This is a genomic window from Pseudoalteromonas sp. T1lg24 (assembly GCF_002964745.1).
GTDB lineage: Bacteria > Pseudomonadota > Gammaproteobacteria > Enterobacterales > Alteromonadaceae > Pseudoalteromonas > Pseudoalteromonas spongiae.
In genome coordinates this window covers 1,453,222-1,468,976 of the sequence record NZ_PQCB01000033.1, presented here as the reverse complement: position 1 = coordinate 1,468,976, position 15,755 = coordinate 1,453,222, and the positions used below count along the sequence as shown (strand labels likewise).

Sequence of the window (15,755 nt, the reverse complement as noted above, 5' to 3'; positions counted from 1 at the left end):
AAAAACGCTAATGCTATCTGAACTAGCGTTATTTCGCTAGTTCAAAATCATAAAAGCCAAGTTTAAAAGCGTTACGATATAAAGCTTAATCGCTACCGAAGAGGTCCCGTGTATAGACTTTGTCAGCAACATCCTTAAGACATGGCTCCATTCGGTTTGATACGATTACGTCCGATATTTGTTTAAACTCTTCAAGGTCTTTTATTACGCGTGAGTTAAAAAAGGAGTCTTCTTGCATCACAGGCTCATACACCACAACTTCAATTCCTTTTGCTTTAATGCGCTTCATAATGCCTTGTACCGAAGACGCTCTGAAATTATCGGAACCGCTTTTCATAATCAGACGGTGAATACCGACTACTTTTGGTTGCTTATTAATAATTGAAAATGCGATATGATCTTTTCGTACAGTGTTAGATTCAACGATTGAATTAATCAGTGTATTTGGCACATCTTCAAAATTTGCGCGAAGCTGCTTGGTGTCCTTTGGTAAACAATAACCGCCATAACCAAACGATGGGTTGTTATAGTGGTTGCCTATTCGAGGGTCTAAACTTACGCCCTCAATAATTTCTCTTGTATCTAATCCGTGACTTTCAGCGTAAGTATCAAGTTCATTAAAATATGACACACGCATTGCTAAGTAAGTGTTAGAGAAAAGTTTAACCGCCTCAGCTTCTGTAGAACCTGTTAAGAGAATATCAATGTCCTCTTTCAACGCGCCCTGTGCCAATAACTCAGCGAATTTTTGTGCCCGCTCTGATTTCTCACCAACAATAATGCGCGACGGGTGTAAATTATCAAATAGCGCTTTACCTTCACGTAAAAATTCAGGCGAAAATATAATATTGCTAGTACATAACTTTTGCTTAATGCGTTTAGTAAAACCAACCGGCACAGTTGATTTTATTACCATTATTGCTGAAGGATTGACTTTGTTAACTTCATGAATAACCGCCTCTACCGACGATGTATTAAATTTATTTGTTACCTCGTCATAATCCGTAGGTGTTGCGATAATAACGTAATCTGCGTTTTGAAACGCCTTGTTGCTGTCGCTTGTCGCAACTAAATCTAACTTTTTATTTGCAAGGAAATGTTCTATTTCAGGATCGGCAATGGGGGATTTTTTTTGATTAATCAGGTCAACTTTTGTATCGATAATATCATAAGCGATTACTGAGTTATGTTGCGCTAATAAAACCGCGTTTGATAGTCCAACGTAGCCAGTACCTGCGATCGTAATGTTCATTGTTATCCTTTAATGCCCAAATCGGGTCGTTTCCACAGTAATAGAGATTGAGAAGTGTATTGCGCATAAAATTTAATACCCTAATTTTAATTACGAAATGTCAATCACGCAAACACGTTTCGATTAAAATACAATAAGATAGTTAACGTATTATGTTGCCATACCACCATATAAACAAAAAAGGCTTAGCAAATTTGCTAAGCCTTTTTACAAAACCAAACCGAATTATTCAGCGCGACCCATAAATTTTTGCTCAGAGGTGTTAATTTTTACTTTATCACCGGCTGAAATATGCTCTGGCACTTGAATGATTAAACCTGTTGTCATTGTTGCAGGTTTTGTACGTGCACTTGCTGAAGCACCTTTAATTGAAGGTGAGGTGTCTTCAATTACCAGCTCTACACTTGACGGTAAGTCAATCGATACTGGGCTACCTTCAACCACTACGACCAATAAACCTTTGGTATTTTCATCGATGAACAAAAGTTGCTCAGCAATTGACTCTTTGTTTAAGTTGTATGGTGTGTAATCTTCTTCATCCATAAACACATATTCTTCACCATCAACGTACGAAAACACCGCTGGGCGACGATTTAAATCAGCGAAGTTTAACATTTCGTCTGCTTTAAACGTTTCATCAACTTTACCGCCATTTACGACATCATACATACGCATGCGGTATAAACTGCCGCCTGCACGCCCTTGAGGAACTGAACGTTCGATATCACGTACAATCATCACTCGACCGTTGTATTCAATGGCTGCATGCTTTTTAATTTCACTTGCTTTAGGCATTTCTAATTCTCATTGTGTCAATTTATGCAGACCCTACAAAAATATGCTCTGTTAGTAAATACATAATGATGAAAATCAAACTTGTATTTTTTGTTAACTTGATTTTTAATTATTTGCCCCAACGTATCTAAAGCACAATAATAAAGTTGTTAGAGGACACTATGCAGTTAGTTTCGTTAGATGCCAACGACCCACATGTAATTAGTCTATTTGCTGAAATAGACCGCCTTATGAATTCACTCTACCCAATTGCAAGTGACCAATCCTTACCTTTATCTGAATTAAACCAACCTAATGTACATGCGATTGGTTTGTTAACAGATGAAGGCATTATCGCCTGCGGTGCGATTGTAAAGAAATTTGAATCAAGCCTGTATGGCGAAATTAAGCGTGTTTATGTTAAACCAACACACCGTGGTAAAGGCTTATCTCGTCGTATTATGCAAAACTTAATGTACTGGGCCGGCCAAGCGCAGATCCCATTACTACGTTTGGAAACCGGTAGTAAGCAAACCGAATCCATTAACCTTTACGAAAGCCTTGGTTTTGAACGTTGCGAATGCTTTGGTCGTTATCGTGATAACCCGCTCAGTGTTTTTATGGAATTACCTTTATCGGCTGCAAGCTAACTGCGTGTTGATGATTGACCACTACACAATAAATATGCACTTATAATATGGATAATAGTTAACAGGATGTTTTTATGAAATCTATTTCGCTTTTATTATTAACCACATCGCTTTTATTCCCGATTGTCTCGTCAGCAAATCAAACCCCTGTTTGGAAACCAAAAAGCGGCGACTTTAAGCAAAAGTATGATTGGCTTAAAACCGCCTCAGGTGAGTGGTTAAAAGGCGACTTAATTACCCTGTATGATGAAGACATCGAATTTGATTCAGATGAATTCGGCATACAAACAATCGATATCGATGATGTTGCTGAGCTTTATACTAAAGGCAAGCAAAGTATTCGTTTAAACGATGGCACGGTGTTAACTGGCAAGCTAGTAATTCAAAACAAACTTCTAACGCTAACCAATGGTCAGGAAAAGCAACAAATTGCAGTAAATAATCTTTTATCAATCGCTTCTGCAAATGGTAACGAACGTGATTATTGGGACGGCGAAATTAACTTTGGCACTAACTTTCGCCGAGGTAATTCCGAGCAATCTGACTACACATTAAGCGGTGAAGCACAAAGGCGTACCGCAACAACGCGCTTATCTGGCGAGTTTGTTAGTAATTTTAGCGAAAGAGTAAGTCAAGATACCGGTAAAAAAGAACAAACCACTAACGACCAAAGGCTCTCAACTAGTTTCGATTGGTTTTTCTCTCCCAAAACCTTTATTCGCGTCGCCGATTATGAATATTTCGCTGATGAACTCGGCAACATAGATAACCGTCATACATTGGGTTTTGGTGTTGGTTATGAGGTGCTTGATACCGGTAATTTTGTTTGGGAAATAAGTGCAGGTCCTAGCTATCAATCTACTCGTTACATTACCGTTGAAGCCGGCGAAGACGACAAAGAAACATCCGGTGTATTAAACTTAGGTACCGCCGTTCAGTGGGATATAACCAAAGACATTGAATTTGACGCAGATTACCAAGTTAAAATTGTAAGTGAAGAAGCTGGTGAATATATTCATCGCCTTAAAGCTGGCTTTGAAGTAGATCTGATTGGCGACTTTGATTTAGACCTCACATTCTATTTAGATCGTATCGAAAATCCGAAACCGACCGACACATCGACCCCAGATAAAAACGATTATCGGTTTGTTGTAAGCCTAGGTTACGAATTTTAACCGCCTTTTAACAAAATAATACATTAAGTTTTGCTTAAAAAATGGGGTTAAACTGCGCTTTGTTTTACACTAGTTGCCCCAAAAGAGTGTTAGGAAATTCATGAAAAAAGTATTGATAACAGGTGCAACTGGCCTACTTGGTAGAGCGCTGATGCGTATATTTAATGAAAACGGCTTTGACGTAATCGGCACAGGATTTAGTCGTGCACAAAGCCCAATTGTTAAGTTAGATTTAACGCAGCATCTAACGGTAACGCAATTTCTTGATGAAACTAAACCCGATATTATTATTCACGCGGCAGCTGAGCGAAAACCAGATGTATGCGAAAATAACCACGCCCATACCAAAGCCCTTAACCTTTCAGTAACCGAGCATCTATCTCACGAAGCGGCTCGTTTAAACGCACAATTCTTTTTTATCAGTACTGACTACGTATTTGACGGAAAAACGCCGCCATACACTGAAACTGATACGCTAAACCCGCTTAATTTTTATGGTGAAACTAAAGCACAGGGGGAGCAAATAGTTTTAAACACGTGTAAAACACATACCGTTATTCGTGTGCCTGTGCTTTATGGGCAAGTTGAAACCTTGAGTGAGTCAGCACTAACGGTTATCGCACACCAAGTTAAACAACGATCAAACCATGCACATGACAATTGGGCGATTCGTTATCCCACCCATGTTGACGACATTGCCTTAACGCTTGTTGATTTATGCCAAGTAACCAACATAAACATTGGCGGCATATTCCACGTTTCAGATAATCAAGCATACACCAAGTATCAAATAGCATGTATAGTAGCAAAGCAACTTGAAATCGATGAAACAACACTTTCGCCAATAAACGAGCCAAGTCAAGTTGCAAGCAGGCCGCATAACTGTGCACTGCAAGATAGTCGACTAAAACAACTCAATATCTGTCATGGCAGAACATTTGAACAAGCATTTATTGCGTGTATACAGCCCTTATTAACTCATTGACCAAATGGGTGTTTAATCGAAAGCTGAGTGAGCTCATGTCGAATTGGGGCGAGCTGTTTTGCATAGATTACTAGCGCTTGTAAGCAAACTTCTAAACGCGAAAATATGCTTTTTTGCCTGCTGCAAAGCGCGTTATTTTTTTCAGTAAAACTCACAATAAACTCATCGACATTGTTAATGATCACGTGGAATGGCAACCAAACCAAGTGTGAATTTTTAGCACTATAGCCTTTTAATAAACTAACTGGATTGTGCCCACCGCCTGACGTTGATATTCCAATGGCTAACGCAGGCTTATGACCGAGCGGAAAGCCAGAAGCAGAGCCATAAGCACTGAGCAATAAAAAATTATGTAGCACCGGCGGTAACATACCGCCCCACTCCGGTGCCACAATCACAATGCCATCACTTGAATATAATTTTTCAAGAAGTAGCGCTTTTTGCTTGTTAAGTACTTCATCATCATTCGCTTCGTAATGATGCAGTAGTCGCGTCATTTCGCTTAAATCGACTAAATCACATTCAATGTCTAATCGTACAAGGTGTTCGCTTATCTTGTTTGCTAACTCCAAACTATTTGAATTTGGTCGACCGCTTCCACTAACAATCACTATATTCATATTAACTCCAACACCAAGCTTGGATACAATATACACACAGGGTTGTGATTTATAAATGAGAACTTGTTAAAATGCAGCTGTTTAAATTTATTATTTTCGCCTAATTTAGTTATGCCATTATCTTACCGCCTGCAATCCATCGCCAATACAATCAAAAATCCGTATCACCATATTTGGGATACATGTTGTGATCACGGTTACTTAGGCATGTCTTTACTCGCGACTTACCCATCTAGCACCATACACTTTGTTGATATTTCTGCGCACATTATGAAAGGCGTGGAAAATGGGCTAAGTACGCAGCCTGACTCTCAGCAGTTGCCTTATAAAAATTGGCAGTGCCATACAATAAGTGTTAACGATCTTCCACTTGATCAATACCAAGGTTGTCACCTGATAATTATTGCGGGCGTGGGCGGTGATTTAGCGGCGGAATTTATTCAACAATTAACGGCGCGATTTGGTGATGTAGCGCTCGAATTTATCATTTGCCCAGTGCATCATACGTTTACACTTCGTCAGCAATTAATTGCATTAAACTACTCATTAATAGATGAATCGCTTATTTCTGAAAACAAACGGTTTTACGAAATTATTCACGTAACACGCAATAAGCGCCAAGGTGTAGCAATATCCCCTATTGGCGACAAGCTATGGCATCGCGCTGAACAATGCGAAAAAGCGCAGTACCTCATGCGCTTGATAAAGCACTATCAAAACGTAAGCCGAAACAATCAAGACGCACTAGTCGCGTTACATGCGTATCAAGCGTTAGCAAATAAACTTAAATGCAATTAATCGATTAAATTAGCGCGTACGTATATCAACCCGTTTACCTGTTAAGTACAATGAAGGTAAATTTATTCCTTAGGTTTAACATGGCTAAGAAAATTCAATACACATATAACCAGCAGCAAAAGTTAATTAACTTCGCACAAGACAAATATAATTCAATGTTTGAGGCAATCGCCGCGGCAGAAGGATTCGATATTGCGGAGTATTCCAAAATGGAGCATCAAGTAACGTTGTACGCTAAAGACCAAGCGGCAATTCGTAACTTTAGAGATGAGTACTTTAGAAAGCTGGGTGTCACTAACATCACATTTATTAAAGAGTAACTATGAATACACTCATCGTTTGCGCCATTATTGCCGCCTTACTTCCCTATTTAGCAAAAGCACCTGTCGCAATTGCAATGAACAAGCTCGATGGCTATGACAACCGTCATCCACGCGCACAACAAAGTAAGCTTACCGGATTTGGTGCACGCGCATTAGCGGCACATCAGAACAGCTTTGAGTCATTACTTATTTTTACTATTGCACTAGTTGTTGTTTTTGCCTCTAACACCATCACAGCTACAACTGAAACGCTGGCAATTATTTATTTGATTGCACGGGTTTTATACTGTGTGTGTTACTACGTAAATTGGCATGTGTTACGTTCAAGCGTATGGCTTATTGGCCTAGTTTGCCCAATTGCAATGATGGTCGTAAGTATTCAACCTAGCTAACAAAGTGAGATAAAGTAGGCTCAGATTTTTGAGCAGTTTTATCGGCTAACGCGATATCAGATTAACAATTTCCCAAATTGATATCGCGTCAATAAGCGAATGCTAATTGCGATTATTCACCCAGTTTTACACCGGCGTCGTCCAATAATTTCAAGAATGCAGGTAATACTTGTAAGTTTTCAAACGCAACTTCGTTTACTAGCTCGTTCTTTAAATTTGGTGATAGCTTAAGCGCCATATGCAAATCATCCATTGAATCACTTAAACGATTTTCTTGTGCATAGGCACACGCACGCTGCCAATAGGCATAGCCATAATCTTCTTCTTCTTCAATTGCTTGATTGCAAAGCGCAATTGCTTTAACCGTTTTACCTTGCTCTAATAATGCATCAGCTTTGTAGGTAATCGCTTCTACATCATCAGGCTTACGCTTTAAAATTTCATCGTAAATTTCAATTTTCGAATTAACATCGCTTTCTAGTGTTGCACGCATCCATAGCGAATGTACTTCATTGGTAATGGTAATTTTCCGATGGTTATTAATGATCTCTTCTGAGCGTTCTTTTAATTCACTTTCAAGCACACCTAAACGGCTTTCATACTCTTCGGTAATACTTTTCACCCGTTCGTTAACAATGCTTTCTACTTTGTTTTTCACATCGCGCAACGAATTCCAACCAACCAAAATCAAAATTGTCGCGGTTGCAGTAATAATAAACATCACATTGTTTATGGTGTCATTAGTATAATCAAGCGCTCTGTCTGCTGCACTTAATTCCGTATGGGTAATTTGTTTTGTTGTGTCTTCACGCAGCTTTTGCTGGTCTTGTCGTAACGATTTAAGCTCGTCTAATACGTAACGCTCCAAAAGCGGACGATACAGCGGTTCGTTGAGTTCTTTTATTGCCTTTTCTTGCTGTTGCTCTGTCATTGGTTTTGATTCATTTGCAAAAGCCCCAAAGCACAAAGTTGTAAAAATAAACAGTAAGATAAATTTTAATTTCATTAAGTTAGCCTTATTAATTTGAGCCACTAATATACAACAATTCAGTTATAAGCTACACCCATGTTTTATAACTTTCATTGCGTTTTCAATACTAATTACCTGTTTGTTTTGCTACAGTTTTGCCAATTTTTATCACCAAGGTTTAGGAACCAATATGACCATTCAACGCATGCAAACAAAACAGCGCATGAGCCGCATCGTAATTCACAATAAAACAGTCTATTTATGTGGTCAGGTATGCGCAGATGCCACTAAAGGCATTAAAGAACAAACGCAAACCATGCTCGATAAAGTTGATGAATTACTTATTGAGTCAGGTAGCAGTCGCGAACATATGTTAAGCGCAACTGTATACATTAAAGACATGCAGTATTTCAAAGAAATGAACGAAGTATGGGATGCATGGGTGCCAGAAGGTCATGCACCTGCTAGAGCTTGCGTTGAAGCTGCAATGGCGCGCCCTGAGTTATTAGTGGAAGTATCTGTTATTGCGGCACAAATAGACTAATTTAACTAAACTCCACTTATTAATAACCACAGCCACAAGGTTGTGGTTATTCATTTTTATTACGTACTATATCGCTTTGTATACGTTTCCAGCTTCAATACCGCATTGATGGGGCTTGGTATTTTCAAAAACGACGGGTAACGTTTGTCCACATGGTTTTTGGTTATAGTGTGGTGGTAAATTTGGCCCGCATGTTTGCACATCAAAATGTAAATGTGGCCCACCCGATTGCCCAGTGTTACCACTTTTAGCAATGATCTGACCTTGTTTTACCTGCTCACCTTCCTCTACCAGGGCACCTAAATAAGTTAGGTGAAAATAACGCGCTACAGTGCCATCAGCATGCTTAATAAAGACAAAATTTTCAGCTAAATCTTTCCCGTTCCAATCTTCAAATTGCTCGCGAACGGCTACAACCTCACCCGCTCTGGCCGCAACAATTGTTGTACCTATAGGCATGTTAAAATCAACTGCATACAACCCTACGCCCCCATTACTTGCTCGGTAATGGCCTGTCGCCACTTCCACTTTGTAGGATTACCCTTTTTTAAATGGCAAGATGTATTTTGATTTTGCTTGTTCTTCAAATACCGAACAGTCTACGGCTTGTTCTGCACATGCCGACAAAGATAAGGTTAACAAAATTGCGTGTACTAATTTGTTCATTGTAATTCTCCCTTTTGACTTTATTTGTCGCAGCACACCATCAAAAAGGTTTAAACGTAATTTTCTTTTTAACTCAAATAACTAATCAAGTACGCTTTTCGTCAATATTCCTTTATCTATCAGTTTTTGCAGTAGTACTTTAGTGCGTTTTCTGCACTCATCTCGCACTAATCGCACTGCAGGGGTAATTGATTGTCTACTTGGGCAAATAAGCCACAACTCGGTACTTTTATGGGGGAATTTAGGCATTAATGTCACTGCTCTGCCCTCAATCAGGTCGTCGGCAATATCTATCGCTGATTTAACAGCAAGGCCTTTGCCTTTTAAACACCATCGTCTCACCAAATCTCCGTCGTTAGCCGCACGTCGACCTTTCATTTTTACTTTTATTACCTTGTCGTTATCTAAAAACTCCCAAGTGTCGTTGATGCGATCTTGTAGCTGATAAAAAAGCCCTTGATGCGCTTGTAAATCTGACGGTTTAATTGGTTCGCCATTTTGGCTTAAATATTCGGGCGTTGCGCACAGTAGCTTTGGAATATTACAAATTTTAAAACCATATAAGTTTGTATCGCTTGGCTTGCCATAACGAAGCGCCAAATCAACTGAGTCACGATAAAAATCGATATTGCTATCACTTATATGACTGCGCAAACGTAAATTTGGGTAACTATCAAGTAGCTCATCGAGCCAAGGTATTACAATGTTTCGCCCTAAATCGGACGATAAAGCAACGCATAATTCGCCTTCTATGTCTTTATTATCAGCTTTAATATTCTGTTTGGCGATAGAGAGTAAATTTATTGCTTCTTGACATTGCGGTAAAAACCGCTCACCGGAGTTTGACAGCCTCAAATGACGGGTAGTACGAACAAACAGTTCCACACCAAGCTCAGCCTCAACACGTTTTAACGCGGCACTGGCTGTTGCCGCCTGCATATCAAGGGATACTGCCGCACCAGAAATACTGTTAAGTTCAGCAATTTTTAAAATGAGTTTTAAATCGGCTATTAACATATTAACTAATAGTTTTTGATAATGATTCAAACATTACCGTGTTTTTATTTAAATAATCAAGTTTTACAATAGGCTCAAGTTTAACAGCACCTTGTTTGTTAGGAGCAATCAATGACACACCCAATTATTACTGACCTAAATCGTCGTTATACAAGTAAACGTTACGATGCGAGTAAAAAAATTTCACAATCAGATTTAGATATCATTTTAGAAGCTATTCGCTTATCACCATCGTCAATTAACTCACAGCCTTGGAAAATTATTGTGATTAGTTCTGATGAAGCGAAACAGCGCATGCATCAAACATTTGTTAACAAGTTCCAGTTTAATCAGCCGCACATCAAGGCCGCGTCTCATACCTTACTATTCGCTTATAACCCTAAATATGCCCGCAGCGATTATGAAAAGGTGATTGATACTGATATAAAGAATGGCCGTACATTAGCTGAAAATAAAGAACAAGCGTTCGGTGCGTTTGCATTTGTTGATTTAAATACGGACGAACATGGTAACAACGCGCATTGGACTAAGGCGCAAACTTACATTGCACTGGGTAATACAATGCACACAGTAGCGCGTTTAGGTATTGATTCAACACCAATGGAAGGCGTTGATAAAGAAATGATCAGCGAATTATTTGCCGATGAATTAAACGGTTACGTATGTGAAGTTGCGCTTGCGATTGGTTACCATGAAGAAAGCGAAGATTACAACGCCACGTTACCAAAATCACGTTTAGCAAAAGACCAAGTAATTACGATTTTGTAATTGAATAATCGTCGTAACGTTATCAATAAAAGCGCACGTTTATAAAAGTGCGCTTTTAAACTGAAAGTTCTAGCGGTAGACCATATTATGGTCCGTTACGTATACTCCAGTTAATTGATCATCAATCTACAAACACCACAATTGCGCTAAACCCTATATGCTTGCGTTTGCACTCTTAAACGTATCTTCCATTTTCTCGGTGTTAAACGTGAGCCATGATGCAAAAATAAAAACGTAAAAGCGCTTTATTACGCTGATGCACATAATTCAGGGCCTAAATTCCGCGGTGCTGAAATCACCGAACGGGCATGCGCTGTTTTTCGGGCTTGCGTATTAAGTACAAGCATATATACAAACCTTAACGGCATCTTCTCTTTTACATTTTCGGGCAATGCTTGGTAAGAACAAAAAATGGCCACTTTATTAATGCTATTCTTCACTGCTTCAGCCGGTGGCTGAATCATATTCATAATAGATATCATCTGGTTATATGTATCTAATGTAACGCCATCTTGCAAATTCATCGCCTGGTATGCGATACGTTCTAAATCGTCCCTGGTGCCATTATTATTCGTGTCTATTCCTTCAACTGTTGCTATTGCCAACTCTCTATCAGGTTTAGGCGGTAAGGCGACTTTTTTTGCTAAATTACCGATCTCTTTAAGCGCCTTTCTAAGCGCAACTGCCGCTTCTTCTTCTGTCATTGGCACAACAGTAATAACTAATGAATCAGAATCAACCCAACCGTTTTTATCCGTAACGGTAAGTTGTAAGGTGATTTGATGCTCATTCGTTGCTTTTGGTGCACGAAATGAGACTTCTGGACTACTTGGGTTTTCAATAACAACGGCTTTGCCTGATGTTTGTGTCCATTGGTAACTCACGATCGAGCCATCACTGTCAGAACCACTGCCACTAAGTGTGATAGTTGATAGCTCTGTTGCAGTTTGATCTGGACCTGCATTAACAGACGGTAATTTACTATTAAATTTTGTATCAATTAAGCTCGTGTCACACGCAATCAAAAAGCCGAACATTGCTGTGACCGCAAGACTTTTTATAACCTGTGGGGAAATACCAACCTTGCTTGATTTGTAAAACATATTCACTTCCTTTTGCTTTGAGCACCTTTAAGGGTACGCCTCGATATAACCTTTTTTAATAACTAAGCTTTCAATTTCTATAAAAGCGCTTTATTCCGCTGGTTCACATAATTCAGGGCCTAAATTCCGCGGCGCTGACATCACCGAACGGGCATGCGCTGTTTTTCTGGCTTGTGTATTAAGTACGATCATATACACAAACCTTAAAGGCATTTTCTTTTTTACATTTTCGGGCAACGCTTGGTAAGAACAAAAAACGGCCACTTTATTAATACTATTTTCCACTGCTACAGCTGGCGGCTGTATCATATTTATAATAGATATCATGTGGTTATATGTATCTAAATTAACCCCTTTTAACATATTCAAACCCTGATAGGTGATATGTTCTAAATCATCTCTGGTGCCATTATTATTGGTGTCTATGCCTTCAACTGTGACTATTGCCAGCTCTCTGTCAGGTTTAGGCGGTAAGGTGACAACTTTTGCTAAATAGCCGGCGTTCTTAAGCGCCTTTCTAAGTGCTAACCCCGCTTCTTCTGGAGTCATTGGTACAACAGTAATAATTAATGAATCCGAGTTAGTCGCACCCTCATTATCCGTTACGGTAAGTTGTAAAGTAATTTGCTGCTCGGTAATGCCTTTTGGAGCACGAAATGTAATATCTGGACGATTTGGATTATCAATAATAACCGCTTTGCCTGATGTTTGCGTCCATTGGTAACTTACTATCGAGCCATCACTATCAGAACCGCTACCGCTAAGCGTAATGTTTGATTGAACTTTAACTGTTTGGTCTGGCCCTGCACTAACAGACGGCAATCTATTATTTGATTCAGTACTTAACGGTTCCCCTTTATCATGTGAAGTAACGCCACATGCTGATAAAAACACAAGCGACATAACTACTGTAAGATATTTTATTATGTGTAGGGAAATACCAACCTTGCTTGGTTTGTAAAACATATTCACTTCCTTTTGCTTTGAGCAGCTTTAAGGGTACGCCCGCCCTAGTATTACTTTCCTAAATAGCTAAAGGTATAAGTGGGAACTTAGAAATTACAGTACGTACTTCTATATCCAAATGCCTACTTGTCGACCATTAAATTACCTAACTTAATGAATCATATAGAAAAACTGAACAAAATTCGTATTTATAATTAAGAGTAAAACACTTAAGCGTACTATTATGGCGTTCATCTGAATATGCCCCATATGGCGTACAAGAAATGTTTGGCGCTGAATTCAATTATAAGAAAGCAATTAAAACAGATAGACGCTATTGGCCACTAGTTTTGTTCTTTGAACTGTAGTCAATTCATTGGCTAGGTAACGTTGTCTGCTGTTACCCCCAAACCGTATAAATAAAGTTAAAGGTATAATGAGAGCTGCTTATTGGGTTAAGCGTATTTGGTTACTATTCGCAGCGATAAAGTAAACGAAGTTTTATAAACTGTTTTACCAGAGAAACGCTAAATAACGTGCAACGTAATATAATTTTATAGTTGACGACACATCAAAAAGTTATCGTTCTAACTGTTGTTTTAAAAATTGTTATCTCAATAAGCTAAGGAATTTTATAATAAAATTGTTACATCCATTAACAATGAGGTGGTTGGAGGTTTGACCAGACCTAATTTTGTCATATATGGTAGCTATGATAATAAAAAAAACAAAAGGTCACCTTATGAGTCACAACTTCTCACGCCGAAATTTTTTAAAAGCCTCTATGTATGGTCTTGGCGCCGCGACAATTGCGATGTCACTTACTGGTTGTAACAGCGACGACGATAACAAGCTTGCTGAAAACGATTTTGCGATTAATTTTAATCATGGTGTTGCCAGCGGCGACCCACTTAGTGATGCAATAATCCTTTGGACACGCGTTACCCCAAGTGGCGCACCGCAGGGGGTTAATTTAACGCTGCAAATCGCTGATGACGTAAATTTTGACATTAACCGAGTGCAACAAACTGTAGTTGCTTTGGCATCAAACGACTACACAGTAAAAATTGATTTTGCAGGCCTTAACGCAGGTAGTAAATACTATTATCGTTTTGTCACCGAAAATGAAGTATCACCAACAGGTCAATTCAAAACCCTGCCACAAGGTTCGGTTGATTCGGTTAAATTTGCTGTAATGTCATGTGCAAACTACCCTGCAGGTTATTTCCACGCCTACGCAGAAGCGGCTAAGTTAACGGATATTGACGCAGTATTACACCTTGGCGACTACATATACGAATACGGTATGGGCGGCTATGCCACAGAAAATGCACAAGCACTTGGCCGTGAACTAGCTGACGATAATGCGGGCGAAATTATCACCCTAGAAGACTACCGTAAACGTTACGCTCTTTATCGCAGTGATACGTCATTACAACAGCTTCATGCCAATAGCCCATTTATTGCGGTATGGGATGACCATGAAGTTGCCAACGATTCATTTAAAAGCGGTGCAGAAAACCACAACGATGGTGAAGGTGATTTTACAGCACGTAAGCTTGCCGCATTACAAGCCTATTTTGAATGGATGCCAATTCGTCCTTATGTAAAGGGGCAAACTGAAAGTTTGTATCGCCAATTTGAATATGGTGATCTGGTATCGCTTTATATGCTAGACACCCGTCATGAAAGTCGCGCAAAACCGTTAGATTATGCAAACTACATTGATCCAGTAACAGGTCAAATTGATAGTAACCGCTTTATCTTAGATTTAATCGAGCCAACGCAAAAACTAATTGGTACTGACCAATTAATTTGGCTGCAAGATGGCATGATTAACTCAAACGCAACATGGCAAGTGCTTGGCCAGCAAGTATTAATGAATCGTATGCATATTCCAGCAGAGTTACTTGCAGAACTGGCTAACCCAAGTGCACAAACAGCTCAAACACTAACAGAACTTGCGCAAATTAAAGGTCGATTATTGGCAGGCGATCCTACCCTAACAGAAATGGAAAAAGCCCGCGTTACCACTGTAGCACCATACAATCTAGATGCGTGGGATGGCTACCCAGTTGAACGCGAGTTAATTTTACAAACCGCCAATGAATTTAATAAGAATTTAATTGCGCTTGCAGGTGATACTCACAACGCGTGGGGTGGACAACTAAAAGACGGGAAAGGTAATGTGTGTGGCTATGAGTTTGCAACAAGCTCTGTAAGCTCGCCAGGACTTGAATACTACCTGCAATTACCGGAGCAAATGGCATTACAATTTGCGGAAGCACTTAAATTGTTAGTAGACGACCTTGAATATGCCAATATCCATCAGCGTGGTTTTATGACAGTAACATTTACCGCTGAAAAAGCGCATAGCGAATGGCATTTACTATCAAGCGTACACCAAAATGATTATCAAACGAGTTCACAAATGACTGAAGTACTCGCTAAATAGTTAGTGATTAAGTTCATTTATAAATTCATTATTTAATGTTGTTAGGCGATTGAGTTGTTGTAACAATGCAGCTTTATCGCCTTTTTCAACGTTGCAACACAACAGATTGTGTAACTCCAACTGTAACCCCTCAAAGCGTGAGATAAGGGATGACAGTTCGTCATTTTGCTCAACATTCACAGTATCAACATGATTGTTATCACCCAATAACATGGTTAATTCTTCACGGCTTAATTGCATATTCACCTTAGTTTTCCTAAAACGCTTTGTATTTACACACTTTCAAAAGAAAAATTAGCAGGTTAAAAGTTAACCTTA

Annotated in this window: 19 protein-coding genes; 9 read left to right on the top strand and 10 right to left on the bottom strand. The window is 39.2% G+C overall.

Annotated features, from left to right (window positions below; genetic code table 11):
* Positions 1–85 precede the first annotated feature (85 nt).
* Together C2M30_RS18745 and efpL are read right to left on the bottom strand one after the other, a co-directional pair.
* Positions 86–1,252 carry a nucleotide sugar dehydrogenase gene (locus C2M30_RS18745; RefSeq protein ID WP_105172847.1) on the bottom strand — a complete coding sequence of 389 codons (1,167 nt, stop codon included), beginning with the start codon at positions 1,250–1,252 and terminating at the stop codon, positions 86–88.
* Between the two features lie 225 nt (positions 1,253–1,477).
* The gene (gene efpL / locus C2M30_RS18740; RefSeq protein WP_100915255.1) at positions 1,478–2,047 is read right to left on the bottom strand and encodes an elongation factor P-like protein EfpL; all 570 of its coding nucleotides are present in this window, start codon (positions 2,045–2,047) and stop codon (positions 1,478–1,480) included.
* Positions 2,048–2,208: 161 nt separating this feature from the next.
* Here efpL and C2M30_RS18735 point away from each other — a divergent pair, with 161 nt between their 5' ends.
* From C2M30_RS18735 to C2M30_RS18725, 3 genes are all read left to right on the top strand, one after another.
* The gene (locus tag C2M30_RS18735; RefSeq protein WP_105172846.1) at positions 2,209–2,676 is read left to right on the top strand and encodes a GNAT family N-acetyltransferase; all 468 of its coding nucleotides are present in this window, start codon (positions 2,209–2,211) and stop codon (positions 2,674–2,676) included.
* Between the two features lie 74 nt (positions 2,677–2,750).
* A complete protein-coding gene (locus C2M30_RS18730) occupies positions 2,751–3,851 on the top strand; it encodes a DUF481 domain-containing protein (protein WP_105172845.1) in 1,101 nt (366 codons plus the stop codon).
* A 100-nt stretch (positions 3,852–3,951) separates the two neighbouring features.
* On the top strand, positions 3,952–4,836 hold the full coding sequence (locus C2M30_RS18725) for a dTDP-4-dehydrorhamnose reductase family protein (protein ID WP_105172844.1): 885 nt from the start codon (positions 3,952–3,954) through the stop codon (positions 4,834–4,836).
* Here C2M30_RS18725 and C2M30_RS18720 read toward each other — a convergent pair.
* Positions 4,830–5,456, bottom strand: a complete 627-nt coding sequence (locus tag C2M30_RS18720) for an NAD(P)H-dependent oxidoreductase (protein ID WP_105172843.1) — start codon at positions 5,454–5,456, stop codon at positions 4,830–4,832. The two genes, C2M30_RS18725 and C2M30_RS18720, sit on opposite strands and share 7 nt — an antisense overlap.
* Before the next feature lie 111 nt (positions 5,457–5,567).
* On the opposite strand from C2M30_RS18720, the gene C2M30_RS18715 reads away from it, so the two are divergent.
* The 3 genes from C2M30_RS18715 to C2M30_RS18705 all read left to right on the top strand — a co-directional run bounded on the left by C2M30_RS18715 (position 5,568) and on the right by C2M30_RS18705 (position 6,969).
* Complete coding sequence (locus tag C2M30_RS18715) at positions 5,568–6,254, top strand: tRNA (adenine(22)-N(1))-methyltransferase (RefSeq protein WP_105172842.1); 687 nt, start codon at positions 5,568–5,570, stop codon at positions 6,252–6,254.
* Between the two features lie 80 nt (positions 6,255–6,334).
* The gene (locus C2M30_RS18710; RefSeq protein WP_105173007.1) at positions 6,335–6,574 is read left to right on the top strand and encodes a DUF2960 family protein; all 240 of its coding nucleotides are present in this window, start codon (positions 6,335–6,337) and stop codon (positions 6,572–6,574) included.
* Between the two features lie 2 nt (positions 6,575–6,576).
* Positions 6,577–6,969 carry an MAPEG family protein gene (locus tag C2M30_RS18705; RefSeq protein WP_010559090.1) on the top strand — a complete coding sequence of 131 codons (393 nt, stop codon included), beginning with the start codon at positions 6,577–6,579 and terminating at the stop codon, positions 6,967–6,969.
* A gap of 112 nt (positions 6,970–7,081) precedes the next feature.
* Here the strand turns inward: C2M30_RS18705 and C2M30_RS18700 are convergent, their stop codons facing one another.
* Complete coding sequence (locus C2M30_RS18700) at positions 7,082–7,975, bottom strand: tetratricopeptide repeat protein (protein WP_010559089.1); 894 nt, start codon at positions 7,973–7,975, stop codon at positions 7,082–7,084.
* Positions 7,976–8,129: 154 nt separating this feature from the next.
* On the opposite strand from C2M30_RS18700, the gene C2M30_RS18695 reads away from it, so the two are divergent.
* Positions 8,130–8,483, top strand: a complete 354-nt coding sequence (locus C2M30_RS18695) for a RidA family protein (RefSeq protein WP_105172841.1) — start codon at positions 8,130–8,132, stop codon at positions 8,481–8,483.
* A gap of 66 nt (positions 8,484–8,549) precedes the next feature.
* Here the strand turns inward: C2M30_RS18695 and C2M30_RS18690 are convergent, their stop codons facing one another.
* From C2M30_RS18690 to C2M30_RS18685, 3 genes are all read right to left on the bottom strand, one after another.
* The gene (locus C2M30_RS18690; RefSeq protein ID WP_234004784.1) at positions 8,550–9,011 is read right to left on the bottom strand and encodes a M23 family metallopeptidase; all 462 of its coding nucleotides are present in this window, start codon (positions 9,009–9,011) and stop codon (positions 8,550–8,552) included.
* Positions 9,012–9,020: 9 nt separating this feature from the next.
* Positions 9,021–9,149 (bottom strand): hypothetical protein, encoded by a 129-nt coding sequence (locus tag C2M30_RS22010; protein WP_267894217.1) that lies wholly within the window; start codon positions 9,147–9,149, stop codon positions 9,021–9,023.
* A gap of 81 nt (positions 9,150–9,230) precedes the next feature.
* Positions 9,231–10,166 (bottom strand): LysR family transcriptional regulator, encoded by a 936-nt coding sequence (locus tag C2M30_RS18685; protein WP_105172840.1) that lies wholly within the window; start codon positions 10,164–10,166, stop codon positions 9,231–9,233.
* A 111-nt stretch (positions 10,167–10,277) separates the two neighbouring features.
* Here C2M30_RS18685 and C2M30_RS18680 point away from each other — a divergent pair, with 111 nt between their 5' ends.
* Entirely contained in the window at positions 10,278–10,934 is a 657-nt protein-coding gene (locus tag C2M30_RS18680; protein ID WP_105172839.1) for a nitroreductase family protein, read from the top strand.
* Between the two features lie 248 nt (positions 10,935–11,182).
* Here the strand turns inward: C2M30_RS18680 and C2M30_RS18675 are convergent, their stop codons facing one another.
* The gene (locus tag C2M30_RS18675; protein WP_105172838.1) at positions 11,183–12,037 is read right to left on the bottom strand and encodes a PKD domain-containing protein; all 855 of its coding nucleotides are present in this window, start codon (positions 12,035–12,037) and stop codon (positions 11,183–11,185) included.
* A gap of 90 nt (positions 12,038–12,127) precedes the next feature.
* Positions 12,128–13,003 carry a PKD domain-containing protein gene (locus C2M30_RS18670; RefSeq protein WP_158683575.1) on the bottom strand — a complete coding sequence of 292 codons (876 nt, stop codon included), beginning with the start codon at positions 13,001–13,003 and terminating at the stop codon, positions 12,128–12,130.
* Positions 13,004–13,724: 721 nt separating this feature from the next.
* Here C2M30_RS18670 and C2M30_RS18665 point away from each other — a divergent pair.
* Positions 13,725–15,437, top strand: coding sequence for an alkaline phosphatase D family protein (locus C2M30_RS18665; RefSeq protein WP_234004783.1), 1,713 nt, complete (start codon positions 13,725–13,727; stop codon positions 15,435–15,437).
* Here C2M30_RS18665 and C2M30_RS18660 read toward each other — a convergent pair whose 3' ends face one another.
* A complete protein-coding gene (locus tag C2M30_RS18660) occupies positions 15,438–15,683 on the bottom strand; it encodes a hypothetical protein (protein ID WP_105172836.1) in 246 nt (81 codons plus the stop codon).
* Positions 15,684–15,755: the final 72 nt, after the last annotated feature.